The 18735-nt window shown below is 68.2% G+C and carries 15 protein-coding genes and 1 pseudogene; 4 read left to right on the forward strand and 12 right to left on the reverse strand.

Translation table 11 applies throughout. The features are described from left to right. The first annotated feature begins 130 nt into the window (after window positions 1-130). Window positions 131-367, forward strand: coding sequence for a hypothetical protein (locus tag LRR16_RS09905; RefSeq protein ID WP_006577374.1), 237 nt, complete (start codon window positions 131-133; stop codon window positions 365-367). A gap of 71 nt (window positions 368-438) precedes the next feature. On the opposite strand, the gene pgeF is transcribed toward LRR16_RS09905, so the two are convergent. Beyond that, window positions 439-1299: a peptidoglycan editing factor PgeF gene (pgeF, locus tag LRR16_RS09910; RefSeq protein ID WP_232205743.1), complete on the reverse strand. Its 861-nt coding sequence runs from the start codon at window positions 1297-1299 to the stop codon at window positions 439-441. Next, complete coding sequence (locus LRR16_RS09915) at window positions 1286-2509, reverse strand: RluA family pseudouridine synthase (protein WP_064573806.1); 1224 nt, start codon at window positions 2507-2509, stop codon at window positions 1286-1288. Before LRR16_RS09915 ends, pgeF begins: the two co-directional genes overlap by 14 nt. A gap of 16 nt (window positions 2510-2525) precedes the next feature. Here LRR16_RS09915 and LRR16_RS09920 point away from each other — a divergent pair, with 16 nt between their 5' ends. Next, window positions 2526-3359 (forward strand): outer membrane protein assembly factor BamD, encoded by an 834-nt coding sequence (locus tag LRR16_RS09920; protein WP_023263940.1) that lies wholly within the window; start codon window positions 2526-2528, stop codon window positions 3357-3359. 153 nt (window positions 3360-3512) lie between these two features. Here the strand turns inward: LRR16_RS09920 and LRR16_RS09925 are convergent, their stop codons facing one another. The 3 genes from LRR16_RS09925 to LRR16_RS09935 form a co-directional block, all read right to left on the reverse strand. Further along, entirely contained in the window at window positions 3513-5681 is a 2169-nt protein-coding gene (locus tag LRR16_RS09925; RefSeq protein ID WP_370646782.1) for an ATP-dependent DNA helicase, read from the reverse strand. A gap of 70 nt (window positions 5682-5751) precedes the next feature. Beyond that, window positions 5752-5955: a DUF465 domain-containing protein gene (locus tag LRR16_RS09930; RefSeq protein WP_006580152.1), complete on the reverse strand. Its 204-nt coding sequence runs from the start codon at window positions 5953-5955 to the stop codon at window positions 5752-5754. Between the two features lie 35 nt (window positions 5956-5990). Then, entirely contained in the window at window positions 5991-6797 is an 807-nt protein-coding gene (locus LRR16_RS09935) for a hypothetical protein (protein ID WP_232205744.1), read from the reverse strand. Between the two features lie 150 nt (window positions 6798-6947). Here LRR16_RS09935 and LRR16_RS09940 point away from each other — a divergent pair, with 150 nt between their 5' ends. Both LRR16_RS09940 and LRR16_RS09945 read left to right on the forward strand, forming a co-directional pair. After that, entirely contained in the window at window positions 6948-9302 is a 2355-nt protein-coding gene (locus LRR16_RS09940; protein WP_232205745.1) for a Tex family protein, read from the forward strand. Window positions 9303-9485: 183 nt separating this feature from the next. Then, entirely contained in the window at window positions 9486-11636 is a 2151-nt protein-coding gene (locus LRR16_RS09945; RefSeq protein ID WP_232205746.1) for a hypothetical protein, read from the forward strand. A 63-nt stretch (window positions 11637-11699) separates the two neighbouring features. On the opposite strand, the gene LRR16_RS09950 is transcribed toward LRR16_RS09945, so the two are convergent. The 7 genes and pseudogenes from LRR16_RS09950 to LRR16_RS09980 form a co-directional block, all read right to left on the reverse strand. Next, window positions 11700-12389, reverse strand: coding sequence for a DUF799 domain-containing protein (locus tag LRR16_RS09950; RefSeq protein WP_232205747.1), 690 nt, complete (start codon window positions 12387-12389; stop codon window positions 11700-11702). Beyond that, a pseudogene (locus LRR16_RS09955) lies at window positions 12390-12710 on the reverse strand (DUF4810 domain-containing protein); the annotation flags it as partial. Between the two features lie 193 nt (window positions 12711-12903). Further along, window positions 12904-14802 carry a potassium transporter Kup gene (locus LRR16_RS09960; protein WP_064573317.1) on the reverse strand — a complete coding sequence of 633 codons (1899 nt, stop codon included), beginning with the start codon at window positions 14800-14802 and terminating at the stop codon, window positions 12904-12906. A gap of 390 nt (window positions 14803-15192) precedes the next feature. Next, window positions 15193-15894 (reverse strand): ABC transporter ATP-binding protein, encoded by a 702-nt coding sequence (locus LRR16_RS09965; protein ID WP_043437435.1) that lies wholly within the window; start codon window positions 15892-15894, stop codon window positions 15193-15195. 5 nt (window positions 15895-15899) lie between these two features. Then, on the reverse strand, window positions 15900-16769 hold the full coding sequence (locus tag LRR16_RS09970) for an ABC transporter ATP-binding protein (RefSeq protein ID WP_232205748.1): 870 nt from the start codon (window positions 16767-16769) through the stop codon (window positions 15900-15902). Next, window positions 16766-17839, reverse strand: a complete 1074-nt coding sequence (locus tag LRR16_RS09975; RefSeq protein ID WP_006575834.1) for a branched-chain amino acid ABC transporter permease — start codon at window positions 17837-17839, stop codon at window positions 16766-16768. Before LRR16_RS09975 ends, LRR16_RS09970 begins: the two co-directional genes overlap by 4 nt. Before the next feature lie 4 nt (window positions 17840-17843). Further along, window positions 17844-18710, reverse strand: coding sequence for a branched-chain amino acid ABC transporter permease (locus tag LRR16_RS09980; RefSeq protein WP_064573315.1), 867 nt, complete (start codon window positions 18708-18710; stop codon window positions 17844-17846). Window positions 18711-18735: the final 25 nt, after the last annotated feature.

The following is an 18735-nucleotide window of genomic DNA, read 5'->3' on the forward strand; positions in this document are numbered from 1 at the left end:
TGACTCGCCGTCCGGGGCATTGTTGCCTTGCAACGATGACGCTGTCAATGCGGGAAACGTCTTGACGCAAAGGCGCTGCGCGACCGCCGAGTTCGGCCGCGGCAGTGTCCACGAAGAGGATGAAATTCCGATGTATATCGTCGCGATCGGCTGGCTCTACGTCGCGCTGATGATGGCCATTACCGAACACACGGTGGTGGCGGCGATCGCCACCTTCCTGCTGTATGGCGTCGGGCCGGTCGCGTTGCTGCTCTACATTCTCGGCACGCCGGGACGCCGCAAGCGGCGGCGGGCCGCCGAACAGGCAGAAGAACAAGCGGCACGGCAGGCGAAGGCAGCAACGCCGCCGGACGGCGGCGCTGCATGAGGCCAAATGTCATGTCGTTCGGACAATAGAGCAGCGGAACCGCCTCGCTGCCCTGCCACTTGGCTCACCGCCTATCGTTCCTTCGCGGCCGGCTCCAGCCAGACCAGGCTCGCCATCCGCCCGGTCACGCCATCGCGCCGGTACGAATAGAAGCGCTGCGGATCGCTGACCGTGCAGGCATCGCCGCCATGGACGTCGACACAACCTGCGCGCGCGAGCCGGGTGCGGGCCAGCGCGTACAGGTCGGCGAGGTACTTGCCGGCCGCAGCGGGCCGGAACGCTCGCACGACGGCATCGTGCTCGTGCGGCAGGGCCTGCTCGAGAAACGCCGCACGGACTTCGGCGCCGACCTCGAACGCATCCGGGCCGATCGCCGGGCCCAGCCATGCGAGCCACTGCGGCCGCGATCCCGCGTCCTTGCGTTGCGCGTCCATGCGGGCCAGCGTGGCCTCGATCACGCCGGCGCACAGGCCGCGCCAGCCCGCATGCGCGGCACCGACCACCGTGCCGGCACGATCGCACAGCAGCACCGGCAGGCAGTCCGCCGTCATTACCGCGCAGACCTGTCCCGGCGTGGTGCTGATGCTCGCATCGGCGCGCGGCGGCGCGCCGTTCGCCAAGCGCTCGACATCCTCGACGTCATCGGCACCGTCGGTCCCCTCGTCAGTCGCCACCGCGCAGCCGTGCACCTGCTCCAGCCATCTGGGTGCCGACGGCAGCCAGGACTGCAGGCGCCGCCGGTTCTGCGCGACCGCATCGGCATCGTCGCCAACATGAGTACCGAGATTGAGCCCGCCGGGGCTGCCGTCGGCGAGACCATACGGACCGCGGCTGACGCCGCCGATGCGCATCGTCGACAGCGCCCGCACCCACGCCGGCGCGGGCCAGTCGGGTACCAGCTGCGAGAGCCTGCCGGCATCAACGTTGGTCATCGTCATCGTCGTCATCGCCCTCGTAAAGGATGGCGCCATCCCATGCCTCACCGTCGCCATCGTCCTCATCGTCGTAGCGATCGCGCTCTTCCAGCGTGGTGAACTCCAGCGCGTCGATCAACGCCTGCAGGTCGTCCGGGGCCGGCGCGCGCCACGACATCGCCTTGCCGGTGACCGGATGCACCAGACCGAGCCGATAGGCATGCAGCGCCTGGCGTTCGAACGGCACCGGCAACGGCGCCTTGATGGCCGGACGCTGGCCGCGCTGGGTAGCGCGGTGATAGACCGGGTCGCCCAGCAGCGGATGGCCGATCGATTCGAAATGCACGCGGATCTGATGCGTGCGGCCGGTCTCGAGCTGGCACATCACCATCGACACGCAGCCGCGTCCGAGCGGCGCCACGCCCAGCGTGCGGAAATGCGTGCGCGAAGGCTTGCCGCTGGCGGTATGGACCACGGCCATCCGGGTACGCTCGCGCGGATCGCGGCCGATCGGCGCATCGATGGTGCCCTCGTCGGGGGCCTCGCCCCACACCAGCGCCAGGTAGGTCCGCTTGACGGTGCGCGCCTGCAGCTGCCGCACCAGATCGGTCTGCGCCGTCAGCGTGCGCGCCACCACCATCAGGCCCGAGGTCTCCTTGTCGAGCCGGTGGACGATGCCGGCCCGTGGCAGTGTGGCCGCGGCCGGGTCGCGATGCAGCAGTCCGTTGAGCACGGTGCCGCTCCAGTTGCCGGCGGCGGGATGCACGACCAGGCCGGCCGGCTTGTCGATGACCAGCAGCGCGGTGTCTTCGTAGACGACCTGCAGCGGCACCGGCTCGGGCGTGAAGGCCAGCGTTTCGGGCGCGGCCTGCGGCCTGACCTCGATGCGCTGCCCCATCTGCACGCTGTCGCGCGGCCGGCGTACGGCACCGTCGACGGTCACGGCGCCGCTGTCGATCCACTGCTGGATGCGGCTGCGCGAGAATTCGCTGAACTGCCGCGCCAGTAATTTATCGAGGCGTTCTCCGTGTGCGGCGCTGTCGACTTCCAGCACCAGCGGGACCATGTCGGCGCCGCTTTCCGCCTCGACAAGTGCGGCCGCGGGCAGCTCGTCGAAATCCTCCAGCTCCGTTTCCACCGCCGCATCGCGTGCGGGCTCGCCGTCGAAGGCCATTTGCGGGCTGGCGACCGAGGGGCTTGGGCTATAATGCTTGACGCTTTTTTTCATCCGGAATAGGTTGCCCATGCAATCGATGAGCATGAGACGCGCCAGTTGGCGCGCAAGATTTGGAGCGATTCTGCTCGCGGGCGGCTGCGTCATGCTGTCGGCATGCGGCCTGCTCTCGGAACAACCCGACGAAACCGCGGGTTGGTCAGCCAACAAATTATATTCGGAAGCCAAGGACGCCCTCGACAGCGGCGACTATCCGCGCGCGGTCAAGCTGTACGAAAAGCTCGAGGGCCGCTACCCGTTCGGCCGCTTCGCGCAGCAGGCGCAGATCGATACGGCCTACGCCAACTACAAGGACGGCGAGACCGCCGCGGCGCTGGCCTCGGTCGACCGCTTCATCCAGCTGCACCCGAACCATCCGTCGGTCGATTACGCCTACTACCTGAAGGGCCTGATCAACTTCAACGACAACCTCGGCTGGCTCGGCCGCTTCTCGGGCCAGGACCTGAGCGAGCGCGATCCGAAGGCGGCGCGCGCGGCCTACGACGCGTTCCATACGCTGGTCACGCGCTTCCCCGAGAGCCGCTACACGCCGGACGCCGCGGCGCGGATGCAGTACATCGTCAACTCGCTGGCCCAGCACGAGGTCCACGCGGCGCGCTACTACTATCGCCGCGGCGCCTATCTGGCGGCGGTCAACCGCGCGCAGCAGGCCCTGAAGGAATACGATGGCGCGCCGGCCAACGAAGAGGCGCTGTACATCATGATCCGTTCGTACGAGGCGCTCGGCATGAAGGACCTGCGCGACGACACGGCGCGCGTGATGGAGATGAACTTCCCCAACAGCGACTTCATGAAGTACGGCGAGCGCCGCGAGAAGGACAAGCCGTGGTGGAAGCTGTTCTGATGCCACTGCGACAGGCATAGGAAGCATAAGAAAAGCCCGGTTCGATCTACCGAACCGGGCTTTTTGTTTTGGCGGCTTGTTTTGGCGGCTTGTTTTGGCGGCTTGTTTTGGCGGCAATCGCGGGCCCACCGGACCGCGGTCGCCGCTGTCGCGCTACGCCTTCTTCAACCCTTCCAGAAACGCCACCACCGTGTCCCGCTCGCGCGTGCGCTTGAACGGCGGCAAGCTTTGCCAGATCTGCCGTCCATAGGGCTTCTCGACCAGCCGCGTGTCGCAGATCACCAGCACGCCGCGGTCGGTCTCGGAGCGGATCAGCCGGCCGGCGCCCTGCTTCAGCGTGATCACCGCATGCGGCAGCTGGTGCACGGCGAACGGGCTCAGGCCCTTCTTCTGCAGCGCCTCCATCCGCGCGGCCAGCACCGGATCGTCGGGCGGCGCGAACGGCAGCTTGTCGATCACCACCAGCGACAACGCTTCGCCGCGCACATCGACGCCCTCCCAGAAGCTCTGGCTGCCGACCAGCACCGCGTTGCCCAGCTCACGGAAGCGATCGAGCAGTTCGGTACGGCTGGCCTGGCCCTGCACCAGGATCGGCAGCTGCAGCCCGCGCTCGGCGAACGCCTCGTACAGCAGGTCGGAGGCGCGCTGCACCGCGCGCAGCGTGGTGCAAAGCACGAAGGTACGCCCGCCGGCCGCCTCGATCAGCGGCAAGGCGGCCGCCACCACCGTGTCGGTGAACTGTGGCGACTGGGGCGCCGGCAGGTCGCGCGGCACGTACAGCAGGCCCTGCTCGCCGTAATCGAAGGGGCTGGGCAGCGACAGCGAGCGGTCCTTGTCGAGCCCCAGCTGCGCGGCATAGTGGCCGAAATTGCCTTTGACCGACAGCGTCGCCGACGTGAAGATCCACGCGCGCGGATGTCCCGCACGCTGGCGCGAGAAGATCGGCGCGATCGACAGCGGCGTGCGGTGCAGCTGCACGGTATGCGAGAACACTTCGACCCAGCGCACCGTTTCGGGCGGATGGAATGAGGGCGCGGAGTCGGCGGACACGGCGCCCGCCGATTCAGCGCTCGCCTCACCGGACTCCGACAACGCCGCCAGCGCCGGCTGCGCTGCCTCGGCGCCACCGGCATCGACCGCCGGCTGCGGCGCCGCACTGTCGTCGCGCCAGGCCGCCAGCCGCTGCGCCAGTTCCTGCGCGCGCCGATGGCACTGCTCCAGCGATTCGGCGCGCTCGGCCTGCCCCTGCAGCAGCGCGACCACGTCGCTCAACGCCTTCTCCAGCGCATCGAGCGTGTCGAAGAACGGCTCGCCAATGCGCGCATCGGCCTCGATCTGTCCCAGCGCCAGGCGGACGTTGTCCTTGCCGAAGGCCAGCCGCAGGTCGCGCGTGGCGCGCTCGAACGGCGCGACGATGCCGACCCAGTCGGCCGCATCGCGCGCGTGCGACAGGCCCTCGGCCACCGTATCGCGCGCCAGCTCCAGCAACTGGCTGGTCGACAGGCTGTCGCCGAAGAACAGCGTCGCGGTCTCCGGCAGCTGGTGCGCCTCGTCGAAGATCACCGTATTCGCCGCTGGCAGCAGCTCGGCCATGCCGGTATCGCGCAGCACCACGTCGGCGAAGAACAGATGATGGTTGACCACCACCAGGTCGGCCTGCTGCGCTTCCTTGCGCGCCCGCATCACGAAGCATTCCTTGTGGTGCGGGCATTCGGTTCCCAGGCAGTTGTCGCGGGTCGAGGTCACCAGCTGCCATACCGGCGCGTTCTCGGGCACGCTGGCGAGCTCGGCCTTGTCGCCCGACGACGTGGTCTTGGCGAAGTTCGCGATCTCGCGCAGCCACGCCGCGTCCTGCTTGGACGCCAGCCGCCCGTTCATCTGCGCGCGCTCCATGTGGTAGTGGCAGACGTAGTTGGCGCGGCCCTTCAGCAGCGCGACCGAGACCGGCACATTGAGCGCGCGGCGCACGGTCGGGATGTCGCGCAGGAACAGCTGGTCCTGCAGGTTCTTGGTGCCGGTCGACAGGATCACCTTGCCGCCCCACAGCATCGCCGGTACCAGATAGGCAAAGGTCTTGCCGGTACCGGTGCCCGCCTCGACGATCACCGTGTCGTTCGCCTCGATCGCATCGGCCACCGCGGCGGCCATCTTCGCCTGCGCATCGCGCGGCCGGTAGCCGTCGATGGCCTGCGCCAGCGTGCCGCTCGGCGCGAAGATGCGCGCCAGCGCCGCGGCGCGCGCGTCGGCGGCGTCCGGCTGGATGGCGGGACCGGCGGCATCGTCGCCGGGATGGGAAAGATCGGAATCGGACAAGGCTGGCAGGAATTCGGTGCGCCACCGGCGGTGGCCGGCGGCGCTGGCGTGGCGGCCCGCGGCATCGCGGACCGGGAGATCAGGCGGGAACGTCGGGTTCGAGCTGCAGCTGCAGCAGCGTGATGGCGTCCTTCAGCTTCAGCCGGCGCTTCTTGAGCCGGCGCAATTGCAGTTCATCGTGGCTGGCCTCGGCGGACAGCCGGTCGATCAGATAGTCCAGATCGCGGTGCTCGATCTGCAGCTCGATGATCTGGCGTGCGACGGTGTTCAGATCGCGGTCCATCGTCCATTGGCCTCCCCCACCGGCGACGTCCATCATCAGAAGCCGAACGGCCGCGGCGACTCGCCGCTGCCCTGCTTTTCCTTGGCCTTGGCGCGGCGCTCCTCGACCTCGCGCTGGCGCTGGATCGCTTGCTGCTGCTTGGCCTCGTACGCCTTGACGTTCTCGGCGCGCTGGCGGGCCTGCTCGGCGCCGCGTTCGCGCGCCTCGCGCATCCGCGCGTCGTAGTCGGCCTGCTTCTGCTGGTATTCGGCGGCATTGGCGGCACGTTGGGGCGCCTCGGCCTGGCGCTGCGCGTCGCGCAGCTTCTGCTCCTGCTGCTTGCGCTCGAACTCGGCGCGGTTGGCCTGTTCCTCGGCCGCGCGCTGCGGCTGGCTGGCCTCGTACTCGGCCTGGCGCAGCGCCTGCTCGCGATCGCGCTTCGCGGCCTTGAAGGCACGCTCGGCCTCGCCGATCTCCAGTTCGCGCTCCCTCAGCACGGCCAGCTCGGTGCGCTGGGTTTCCTTGGCGCGCTCGATGCAGTTGGTGACGAAGAACTTGTCGTAGCAGGCGCGCTCGGCGGTGGCGAAGCGGTAGTGGGTCCAGGCGCGGGAATCCGCCACGGCCTTGCGCTCGGCGTCGAAGTCGCGCGGCGGCTGCAATTCGGCGGAGCCCGAGGTGGCCGCTGCCGGGGCGGAAGCCGCGCCCTGCGCCAGCGCCGCGGGCAGCGGCACGGTCAGGCACGCCAGAGCCAGCGTCAGCGCCAGCATCGGGCCCCTGGCCGGCCCGGCGGCGACCGTCGTTGCCGCGCGATCGGCGGCCGGAAAACTTGCCGGCAAAGCGGCCCGTTGTGGCTTGAGGTTCATGGGCGGATTCTACCATCGGGGCATGCCCCCGCGCCCGCGCGCGGCCTGTCCGTCAAGGCGATTCAGAATCGAACCCGTACGTACCGCATGCCGGGGGAAACGCCCGTTGCTTGTGGCAAAATGCCCCGCTTTCGACTGAGTGTTTCTTCGATGTCCAACCTGCCAGCTTCCGTCACGCAAAAGATCGTGTCGCTCATCGCGGCCGAGCTGTCCGTCCAACCCCGCCAAGTGGCGGCGGCCGTCGAACTGCTCGACGAAGGCGCCACCGTGCCGTTCATCGCGCGCTACCGCAAGGAAGTCACCGGCAACCTCGACGACACGCAGCTCCGCACGCTCGAGGAACGGCTACTGTACCTGCGCGACATGGAGGAACGCCGCGCCGCGATCCTGGCCTCGATCGAGGAACAAGGCAAGCTGACCCCCGAGCTGCGCACCGCGATCGAAGCGGCGGTCACCAAGCAGGCGCTGGAAGACCTGTACCTGCCCTACAAGCCCAAGCGCCGCACCCGCGCCCAGATCGCGCGCGAATGCGGGCTGGAGCCGCTGGCGCACGCGCTGCTGGCCGACCCGACGCTGGATCCCCAGGCCGAGGCGGCCAGGTACGTCAACGGCAAGCCCACCGCCGACGGCGGCGTGCCCGACGTCAAGGCCGCGCTGGATGGCGCGCGCGACATCCTGTCGGAGCAGTTCGGCGAGACCGCCGAGCTGCTGGGCAAGCTGCGCGAGCATCTGTGGTCCAACGGCGTGGTCACCTCGTCGGTGGTCGAAGGCAAGGAAACCGCCGAGGAAGAGAAGTTCCGCGACTACTACAACTACAGCGAGACCATCCGCACGATCCCGTCGCACCGCGCGCTGGCGCTGTTCCGCGGCCGCAATGCCGGCGTGCTGATGATCAAGCTCGGCCTGGGCGAGGAACAGGACGCGCTGGTGCCGCACCCGTGCGAGGCGATGATCGCGCGCCATGTCGGCATCCAGAACCTGAACCGCCCGGCCGACAAATGGCTGGGCGACGTCTGCCGCTGGTGCTGGCGCGTCAAGGTGCAGCCGCATCTGGAGACCGAGCTGCTGACGCAGTTGCGCGAGAGCGCGGAAGGCGAGGCGATCAAGATCTTCGGCCGCAATCTGCACGAACTGCTGCTGGCCGCGCCGGCCGGCCCGAAGGCGGTGATGGGCATCGACCCGGGCATCCGCACCGGCTGCAAGATCGCGGTGGTCGACGCCACCGGCAAGCTGCTGGAGACCGCGACGATCTACCCGCATGAGCCGCGCCGCGACTGGAACGGCTCGCTGGCCACGCTGGCGCGCCTGGCCAGGCAGCACGGCGTCTCGCTGGTGTCGATCGGCAACGGCACCGCCAGCCGCGAAACCGACAAGCTGGTGCAGGACCTGATGCGCCAGGCGCCCGAACTGAAGCTGACGAAGATCGTCGTCAGCGAAGCCGGCGCCTCGGTCTATTCCGCCTCGGAGCTGGCGGCCAAGGAATTCCCCGAGCTGGACGTGTCGCTGCGCGGCGCGGTCTCGATCGCGCGCCGGCTGCAGGATCCGCTCGCCGAACTGGTCAAGATCGATCCGAAATCGATCGGCGTCGGCCAGTACCAGCACGACGTCAACCAGCGCGAGCTGGCGCGCACGCTCGATGCGGTGGTCGAGGACTGCGTGAACGCCGTGGGCGTCGACGTCAATACCGCGTCCGTGCCGCTGCTGGCGCGCGTGTCGGGCCTGAACAGCGTGCTGGCGCGCAATATCGTCGAGTTCCGCGATGCCAATGGCGCGTTCCCCAATCGCGACGCGCTGAAGAAGGTGCCGCGGCTCGGCGACAAGACCTTCGAGCAGGCGGCGGGCTTCCTGCGCATCAATGACGGCGACAATCCGCTGGACCGCTCGTCGGTTCACCCGGAGGCCTATCCGGTCGTCAAGCGCATCCTCGACCATATCAAGAAGGACCTGCGCGAGGTGATGGGCAATCGCGACGCGCTGCGCGGCCTGTCGCCGACGCAGTTCACCGACGACACCTTCGGCCTGCCGACCGTGCGCGACATCCTCAGCGAACTGGAAAAGCCGGGCCGCGACCCGCGTCCGGAATTCAAGACGGCGACCTTCCAGGATGGCGTCGAGGACATCAAGGACCTGCAGCCCGGCATGGTGCTCGAGGGCGTGGTGACCAACGTCGCCGCCTTCGGCGCCTTCGTCGATATCGGCGTGCACCAGGACGGCCTGGTCCATATCTCGGCGCTGTCGAACAAGTTCGTCAAGGACGCGCACGAGGTCGTCAAGGCCGGCCAGATCGTCAAGGTCAAGGTGATGGAGGTCGACGTCAAGCGCAACCGCATCGGCCTGTCGATGCGCCTGGACGACGAGCCCGGCCAGAGCGGCAATCGCGCGGCCGGCGGCGAGCGCCAGGAGCGCGGCGGCAATCGCCCGAGCCGCGGCTTCCAGGGCGGCGGCCGGCGCGAAGCCGAACCGGCCGGCGCGATGGCGGCGGCGTTTGCCAAGCTGAAGCGGTAAGCAGATACGGGCGCGACCCGGGGCGGCCGCAGTGCCGCCCCGGTGCCGCCCGCCATCGAGCGGGATCTCAAAGCCCGCGTTGGTTTTTCGATATCCCCCTGGCTGGTACGGTCGAGACTTCCGGCACGCGTTACGGCGGCAAGCCGGCCGACGTCGCGCACCATTGCCAGGAGGAATCGACGCATGCAGGCAGCCCGCAGTCTTGCCTCGTCCGCGCCCGCGCGGCCTACTTCGAACCATCCCGAACCGGCCGCTGCCAGCGGCATGCGGGAGTCGCCGCACGGCTCGGATGCAGGCGCCGGGATGCCCGCCATCTCGCCCTTGCGCCCGCAAGCCGATGCACAGCCCGGACAGCCCGGCCAGACACTGCTGGCTCGGTGGCTGTCATGGAGCCGTCGGCACCTCGGCCAGGCGGCGACGTGGCGGGCCATGGATGCCGCCGCCTGGTCGGTTCGCGGCCCCAGCCCCGCGGCGCGCGCCTGGCCCCGCGGGCTCGGTTTCGCGGCATTGCCTGAACCCATCGTGATGCAATTGGCTGGTTATCTCGGCCCGCGGGACATCAGCGCGCTGTCTCGCGTGGAGCCGCATTGCCGTCGCCTGCTGGGACCGATGGCGTTCCGGCACGGTATCGACGTGCGCAGCGATCGTGCGGTGACACCATCGAACCTCGATGCGGTATTGCGCGACAGCGCTCGCCTGCTGCCCGGGCCCCGCGCCGAGGTTCTGGCGCGGCTGGGCCGATCGATTTGCCGGATGCCGCCAGCGCTGTGGCTGTCCGCCGCCGGTTCGCTGCTCGGCGCGGTGGAGCGTCTGCCGGAGGCGGCGCGGCCCGCACCGCTCGGCATGGTGGCGCTCGTGATGCTGGCGTGCGACGACTTGCCCCCGTCATGCGCCCTGGAGTCGCGCAGGCAGCTGTATCGACGTGTGCAGGACGCGCTGATGGACCTGCCCGTGTCATTGCGGGTGGATGCCCTGTCAGTCGTGCTGCGCGACCTCCCGTCGCAGCGAATGGCCAAGCCCCCGGTCAACCACTGTCTGGCCGCGATGGTGGCGTCCACTTTGGAGGTGGAACAAATCTGGACGCTGCGCAGCGCGGCACGGCGGACATTCGAAGCGCCGCCGGCCTTTCGGCACGCCGACAATGCCCTGCGCCGCGCCATCGCGGCGTTGCCGGCCGATACGCCTGAGGCATTGCTGATGGCGTTCGCCATGCCGACGCCAGCGATGCAGACGCAGACCGCCACGCAGCACTACGAACGCTTCATCGAATTCGCCGCCTCCCACGAGGGATCGTCAGCCGCGCTCGGTCATATCGCCGCTGCACAGCTGCTGCCGTTGCTACCGCCGGAGGACTGCCTGGTGGGCTGGCATGGCGCGATCTACAAGCTTGGCGAACTGCCGCCCGATTTGCATTGCTGGCTGCTGGAGGCGCTGGCTGACGCACTTCCCGGACTCCCGCCAGAATTGCAGGCGGATTACTGGCTGACCCTGTATACCCTGGCCATGGTCCACCTGCGGTCATCCGGCGAGCGCTACATCGTCCTGCGGCAGCTTTGTCGGGTCCAGAACGGGATCGTCGGCGAGCACAACATCGATCTCGTGACCACGCTGATCGACGCTAGCGCCGTGCAAGCGCTGCCGTTCCGTCTCATTCTGCTGCCCCTGGCGCTGGTGTCCGGCGAGCCGAGGGTGCAGGCGTGGAATACGGTCCTGGGCCATGCCGAGGTGCTTGAACCTGAACAGCGCAATCAGGTGCTGCCGGCACTCGCGTTGACACTGGACAGGGCGCCCGACAGCGGCGCCGCATGGGACGCGATTCTCGCCATGACGCTTGAACTGCCTGTCCACGAACAAGGCGCGGCCCTGTCGGCCCTGGCGAATGCCATGGCTCACCTGCCCCGTGAGCAGGTGGATTCGGCGCTGGATCGCCTGCTGGAAGCCGCCGGCCGCTTGCCTCGCCAGGACCGCATCGACCTGCTGGCGCTGCTATCGCGGCTGGTGGTCGACAGCGGGCTGTGGCAGCAGGTATTTCGCGCGATCCAGGCGCTGCCGCGCCTGGATCGACCGTTGCCGCTGTCCAGTCTGGCCGACAATATCGAACGGCTGCACACGGCAACGGAGATGACGGCGGCCTGGCAACGGATATGGGAGGCCACGCTGGCGTTGCATCCCAACGATCGACTGCTGCCGTTGATGGCGCTCGGTTCGACCCGGAACAGGCTGCCGGCGCGGGGCGGCTGGCTGGCGGATTGGCAATGGAAACGCCAAACGGCGGCGTTGCCGCGGACGGACGCGATCTGGCTGGACGGGTCCGCCTTTCGTGCCCGCCCCTAGCCGGCGGCACCGTCCGCGGCAAAACCGCACGCATGGGCGGCCCGCATGGATGCCCCCGCCGGATCAGTCCGCGTTGTACTTCGGCGAGCGCGGGCCGTACAGGATGCCGCCGGGCTGGCCGGCCGTCAGCAGGCGGCTGGTCGTGACGCCCGCCACGGTGTGGCCAGCATCGGTGGCGCTGTTGATGATCTGCTTGACCGCCGCCGCGATCAGCATGCCGACCAGGCCGCCGCCCGAGCTGTTGCCGCCCTCGTTGCTCGACGCCGAAGCGGAGCCCGTCCACAGCTGCGTGCCGGTCTTCAGGTCGACCAGCTTGGCCTTCGCCGTCACCACGGTGGCGCTGTCGATCACGTAGTACTTGGTGCCGTAGCTGGTGATGTCGATGTACAGCGCGGCGTCCGCACCGAAGATCTCCTTGAGCCTGGCCGGCGCCACCGCGTGCATTTCGCCTGGCTGAGTGATGCCGTTCTGCTTGAACGTTTCGTCGACCAGGGTCACCGGCAGCACGTAGTAGCCGGCCTCGGCCAGCGGATACGTGGCCTGCGACAGCACGCTATAGGTCGCCTGCACTTCGGGCGATTCGTTCTGCGGCGGCAGCACGAGGATGGTGCGCGGACGCGCCTGCTTGAACGCGGCGTAGTCGATCTGCTTCGGCGCGGCACAGCCGGTGGCGAGCGCGGCGACGGCCACCAGCGGAAGCAGCCGCGAGAGCAGCGTGCGAGAAAACGGCGTGCGGGAAAACAGCGTCTTCATTTACTTGACCTCCACCTTGTTGCCGCCGGCGTCGGCCTTCTTCTCCGGACGCTTGATATTGCGCAGCAGGAAGTCGACATAGGTGCCCGACTCCGGGAACAGCGCCTTCTCGGTCTGGAACTCGCGCACCATTTCGTCGTCCTTGCCAAGATCGGCGTACAGCAGCCCCAGATGGGCGTGGTAGCCGGGCGGCGGCAGCTTGCCGGCGGACTTGATCTTCTCGAGATCGCGCTCGAGCACGATCACCTGCTCCTGCTTCGGCTCGCCCTTGAAGTAGTTGTAGACCTGGGGCTGATACCCCTCCCACTGGTACAGCGTGTTCTGGGGCCTGCGTGCGGCTCGGGCGGACGTCCCCGAGGAGTTTACGGTGCCGCCCTACGAAAGTTGACACTACGGCACGTCACTCCCCTCGTCAGTAGGGCAAGGGGCAACAAAAAAGCCTGCAAACGGCGGTGCCGCATGCAGGCTTCCTGGTGATGCGACGGGCGCGCCCGCAGGCGCGCCGCCGCCGCGCTCAGATCTCGACCTTGGTCCCCAGCTCCACCACCCGATTGGCCGGGATGCGGAAGAAATCCGACGGCTTGGCGCCGTTCTGATGCATCCACGCGAACAGCGTCTCGCGCCACATCGGCATGCCGGGCAGGCGCGACGGGATCACGGATTCCCGGGCGATGAAGAACGAGGTCTCCATCAGTTCGAACTCCATGTTCAGCTTGCGCTTGGACAGATCGAGCACCTTGTGCACGTCGGGGGTTTCCTTGAAGCCGTATTCGGACTTCAGGATAAAGACGCCGCCGCCCAGGTCCTTGCAGCTGAGCCGGTGATCGTCGTCGACATACGGAATGTCGCGCGTGACGAAGCTCAGGAACACCACGCGCTCATGCAGCACGCGGTTGTGCTTCAGGTTGTGCAGCAGCGACACCGGCACGAATTCGGTGTTGCCGGTCAGGAAGACCGCGGTGCCCTCGACGCGGTGCGGCGGATGGGCCAGCAGCCCGGCCATGAAGGGCTCCAGCGGAATGCCCTCCTCCAGGCTGCGCGCGCGCAGCAGCTTGCGGCCGCCGTACCAGGTCATCAGCAGGAAGAAGGCGGCGCTGCCCAGCAGCAGCGGGAACCAGCCGCCCTCGGCAATCTTGAGCAGGTTGGCCGAGAAAAACGACAGGTCGATCACCAGGAAGGCCGCGCCCGCGGCGGCGACCACCGCCGGCGGCCATTTCCACACGTGGCGCATCACGACGATCGACAGCAGCGTGGTGATCACCATCGTGGTGGTTACCGCGATGCCGTAGGCAGCGGCCAGGTTCTCCGACTTCTTGAAGGCCAGCACCACCAGCACCACGGCCACCAGCAACACCCAGTTGATCACCGGCAGATAGATCTGGCCGATCTCGGCTTCCGAGGTGTAGCGGATCCGCATGCGCGGGATGAAGCCGAGCTGGATCGCCTGGCTGGTCAGCGAGAACGCGCCCGAAATCACCGCCTGCGACGCGATCACCGCGGCGCAGGTGGCCAGCAGCACCATCGGGATCAGCAGCAGCTCGGGCACCATCAGGTAGAACGGATTGCGCACCGCGCTGGGGTCACCCAGCAGCATCGCGCCCTGGCCGAAGTAGTTCAGCATCAGGCAGGGCATCACGATCGCGAACCAACCACGGCGGATCGGCGCGGGACCGAAATGGCCCATGTCGATATACAGCGCCTCGGCGCCGGTCAGCACCAGGAACACCGCGCCGAGCACGATGAAGGCCTGCAGCGAATGCTCGAGCAGGAAGCGCACCCCGTACAGCGGATTGATCGCGGCGAGAATGGCCGGCGACTCGATCAGGTGATAGATGCCCAGCGCGCCGAGCGACAGGAACCACGCCACCATGATCGGCCCGAACAGCTTGCCCACCGAGGAGGTACCGCGCCGCTGCAGCAGGAACAGCACCAGCAGGATCGCCAGGGTGATCGGGATCACGTAGTGCGACAGTGCCGGCGTCGCGATCTCGATGCCCTCGACCGCCGACAGCACCGAGATGGCCGGCGTGATCACCGCATCGCCGTAGAACATGCAGGCGCCGAAGATGCCCAGCATCATCAGCAGCTTGGCCCGCCGCGAGCGCGGTGCGGCGCTGCGCAGCGCCAGCGCCATCAGCGCCAGCACGCCGCCCTCGCCGTCGTTGTCCGCGCGCATCACGAACACCACGTACTTGATCGACACCACCAGGATCATTGCCCAGAACAGCAGCGAGATCACGCCCATCACGGCTTCGGGACTGAACGGAATGCCATGCTCGGCGCTGAAGCACTCCTTCAGGGCATACAGGGGACTGGTGCCGATATCGCCGAAGACGACACCGATCGCCGCGAGTACCAGCATGCGCATGCTGGGCGTCTCGACGAAGTAATGGCTCGTGGTGGGTTGTGTCATGGATTCGCAGCGGGAGGCCCGTCATGCCGCGGCCGGCCGCATCGTTCGAGAATTTTTTTGCAATGCACAATCGGGCGCCATTCTAGTGGAAACGGGCCGGCAGCGTCATCAGGAATCTTTTTGGGACCGTTCCGAGGCCCTTCCGGAGCCGTTTCGGCACGCGCTGCGGTTCGAGCGCGACAACGTCGCTGGCCGGCGATCGCCCTCCCCAGGAACGCAAGGATGCGAGCGAAGCAGCGCTCGGTCAACCCTTGGGTGTGGCGCGCCCGCCATAGAAAAACGGCGCGACAAGCGGTATTCGCGCCGTTCCATGTCTGCTATGTCTTCTACGAGTTCGCCGATATCACCGCGCTGGATCGAGGCACCGAATGCGGCCGAACTTCGAGGCGCTCAGACGCCGAGATACCGCTCGAGCAGGCCCGGCGTGGCCGCCAGTTCGGCCGCCGCGCCACTTGCCGCGACCAGTCCCTTCTCGAGCACCACCACGCGGTCGGCCTGCGCCAGCACCGCGCGATAGTTGCGGTCGACCACCACGGTCGAAATGCCGGTGGCCCGCACCGCGGCGATCACGTCCCAGATCTCGCGGACGATCTTCGGTGCCAGTCCTTCGGTCGCCTCGTCGAGGATCAGGCAGTCGGGATTGGTCATCAGCGCGCGGCCGATCGACAGCATCTGCTGCTCGCCGCCCGAAAGCTGCTGGCCGCCATGGTCGAGCCGCTCCTTCAGACGCGGGAACAAGTCGAGCACCCTCGCCTCGTCCCAGTCGTTACGCCCGTTGCAGCCCTTGCGCGCGGCCATCAGCAGATTCTCGCGCACCGACAGGTTCGGAAAGATGCCGCGGCCCTCCGGCACGTAAGCGACGCCGAGGCGCGCGACATCGTAGGGCCGCGCGCGCGAGACGTCGCGGCCGGCGACGACGATGGTGCCGGCGCGCTGCGTGACGTGGCCCAGCAAGGTCCGCAGCAGCGTGCTCTTGCCCATGCCGTTGCGCCCCAGCAGGCCGACGGTTTCGCCGGCGTCGACGCGGAAGTCGACACCGCGCAGCACATGGCTGGTGCCATACCAGGCCTGCACGCCGGTGGCTTCGATCATCGGCTTCACGCTGCGCACTCCTTGCGCGTGCCGGCGGCCGCGCCGGCGCCCGCGCCTGCGCCATGGGGATGGGAATCGGCGTCGGCCGCGACATCGGCAAGCTCGCCCGCGCCTTCGTCGTCGCCCAGGTAGGCTTGTTGCACCTCTCGGTTCGCGCGAATCGCGGCCGGCTCGCCCGAGGCGATCACCACGCCGTTGACCATCACGGTGATGCGGTCTGCCACCGCGAACACCGCATCCATGTCGTGCTCGACCAGCAGGATCGCATGGCCCTCGCGCAGATCGCGCAGCAGCGACAGCATCCGCGCCGATTCCTCGGCGCCCATGCCGGCCAGCGGCTCGTCGAGCAGCAGCGCGACCGGCTGTGTGGCCAGGCACATCGCCACCTCCAGTTGGCGCTTCTGCCCGTGCGACAGCGCCATCGCCGGCAGCGCCGCGCAGTCCGCCAGACCGGCCCTTTCCATCGCCTCGTCGCCAAGCGCGCGCGCGGTGCGGCACGATTGCGCGCTTTCCCACAGGCGCCAGGCACGCTGCGCGCGCGACTGCGCCGCCAGCCGGCAGTTCTCGCGCACGCTCAGCGGTGCGAACACGTTGTTGCGCTGATAGCTGCGTCCGACGCCGGCGCAGGCCAGCCGCGGCTGCGGCCAGCCGGTGACGTCGGCGCCGTGCAGGAACAGCTGGCCCGCGGTCGGCGCAAGTTCGCCCGACAGCAGATTGATCAGCGTCGATTTGCCGGCGCCGTTGGTGCCGATCACGGCGTGGATCTGATGCAGGTCCAGCGCCAGATCGACGCCGGACACCGCGGTCAGGCCGCCGAAGCGGCGCGTCAGTCCGGCCGCGCGCAGCACCGGTTCGTTGCCATGGCGCGCGTTCATCGCCGCTCTCCTCGCATGCCAACCCCGCGGCGATCCGCGCCACCACCGAGCCGGCGGCGCAGCAATGCCGCCAATCCGACCAGCCCGCCCGGCAGCAGCGCCACCGCGCCAATGATGAAGCCGCCCATCAGCAGCTGCCAGTGCTTGGTCAGCGTGCTGAACCATTCGGCCAGCAGCACGAACGAGAACGCACCGATCACCGCGCCGGCGAGGCTGCCGACCCCGCCCAGGATCACCATCAGCATCGCGTTGCCCGACTGGTGCCACGACGCGATCTCCGGATTGACGAAGCCGAACTGGATCGCATACAGATAGCCGGCCAGCCCCGCAAAGGCGCCGCCGGCGACAAAGGCGCCGAGCTGGTAGCGGTAGGTGGCGAAGCCCGCCGCGCGCATGCGTTGCTCGTTGTGGCGGATGCCGATCAGCGCATGGCCGAAGCGCGAACGCAGCACCATCGCCAGCGCCGCCACCGTGAAGATCAGCGCGCCCAGCACCAGCCAGTAGAAATGCACGGGATCGTCGATGCCCAGCGGCCGCGCGCCGAACACGCCGAACTCGGGCCGGAAATAGATGTAGGTGCCGTCGCTGCCGCCGGCGATCTTGGTGTCGTGGAAGATGAAATAGACCATCTGCGCGAACGCCAGCGTGACCATGATGAAGTAGATCCCCCGCGTGCGCAGCACCAGCATGCCGACCAGCAACGCCAGCACCGCAGCCGCGGCGACCGCCGCCACCAGCAGCCACCAGCCATTGCCGGGCTCGGACTGCGGCGCCAGCATCGCGGTCGCATAGGCCGCGGTGGCGAAGTACGCGGCATGGCCCAGGCTGACCAGGCCCGTATAGCCGATCAGCAGCTGCAGCGACAGCGCGAAGATCGCCATGATCATCACCTTGCTGAGCAGGTCGATGTAGAACTTGTTGCCCTCGCCGCCGAGCGCCAGCGGCAGCGCGGCCAGCGCCGCGAAGGCGATCGCCCACGCCAGCGTGGTCCAGCGCAGGCTGGCGCGCCGCTGCAGGTCGAAGGCCGCGCCGATGTCGGCGCCGAGGTTGGTCGGAGGTGTCGATGCCATCGCGCTAGCCCGCCTTGAACAGGCCCTGGGGTTTCCAGAGCAGAATGATCGCCATCAGCAAGTAGACCAGCACGCCCGCCGCCTCCTGCCAGAACACCTTGCCGAAGGTATCGACGAAGCCGAGCAGCAGCGCGGCGACCATCGCGCCCTTGACCGAGCCGATGCCGCCGATCACCACCACGACGAAACAGACGATCAGCACCTGGCTGCCCATGCCGGGATAGACCGACGACACGGGCGCGGCGATCATGCCGGCGAGCACCGCCAGCGCGACGCCGAGCGCGAACACCAGCCGGTACAGCCGGCCGATATTGACGCCCAGCGACTGCACCATCTCGCGATTGCTGGCGCCCGCGCGGATCGTCATGCCCAGCCGCGTGCGGCGGATCACGTAGTACATCGCCGCGGCCACCAGCAGGCACACCGCCGAGATGAACAGCCGGTAGACCGGATAGGTCATCTCGTTGCCGATCGGCAGCGCGCCGTCGAGCAGCGGCGGCACCGGCACGCCATGCACGTCGTCGCCGACCAGGATGCTGCGCATCTCCTCGAACACCAGGATCAGCCCATAGGTCATCAGCACCTGCTGCAGGTGATCGCGTTCGTACAGATAGCTGAAGAACACCCACTCGAGCAGATAGCCGAACGCCACCGCCAGCACGATGCCCAGCGGCAGCGCGATGAACAGGCTGCCGGTCATGCTCGCCAGCGTGAAGGCCAGGTAGGCGCCCAGCATGTAGAAGCTGCCGTGGGCGAGATTGATCACGCCCATGATGCCGAAGATCAGCGTCAGGCCGCTGGCGACCAGGAACAGCAGCAGACCGTACTGCACGCTGTTCAGGCACTGGATCAGGAAGGAGACGAAGTCCATGCGAGGCGATCGGTCGTTGACGAGG

The sequence above is a fragment of the Cupriavidus sp. UGS-1 genome, assembly GCF_021213615.1.
In the GTDB taxonomy this organism is placed as follows: Bacteria; Pseudomonadota; Gammaproteobacteria; order Burkholderiales; family Burkholderiaceae; genus Cupriavidus.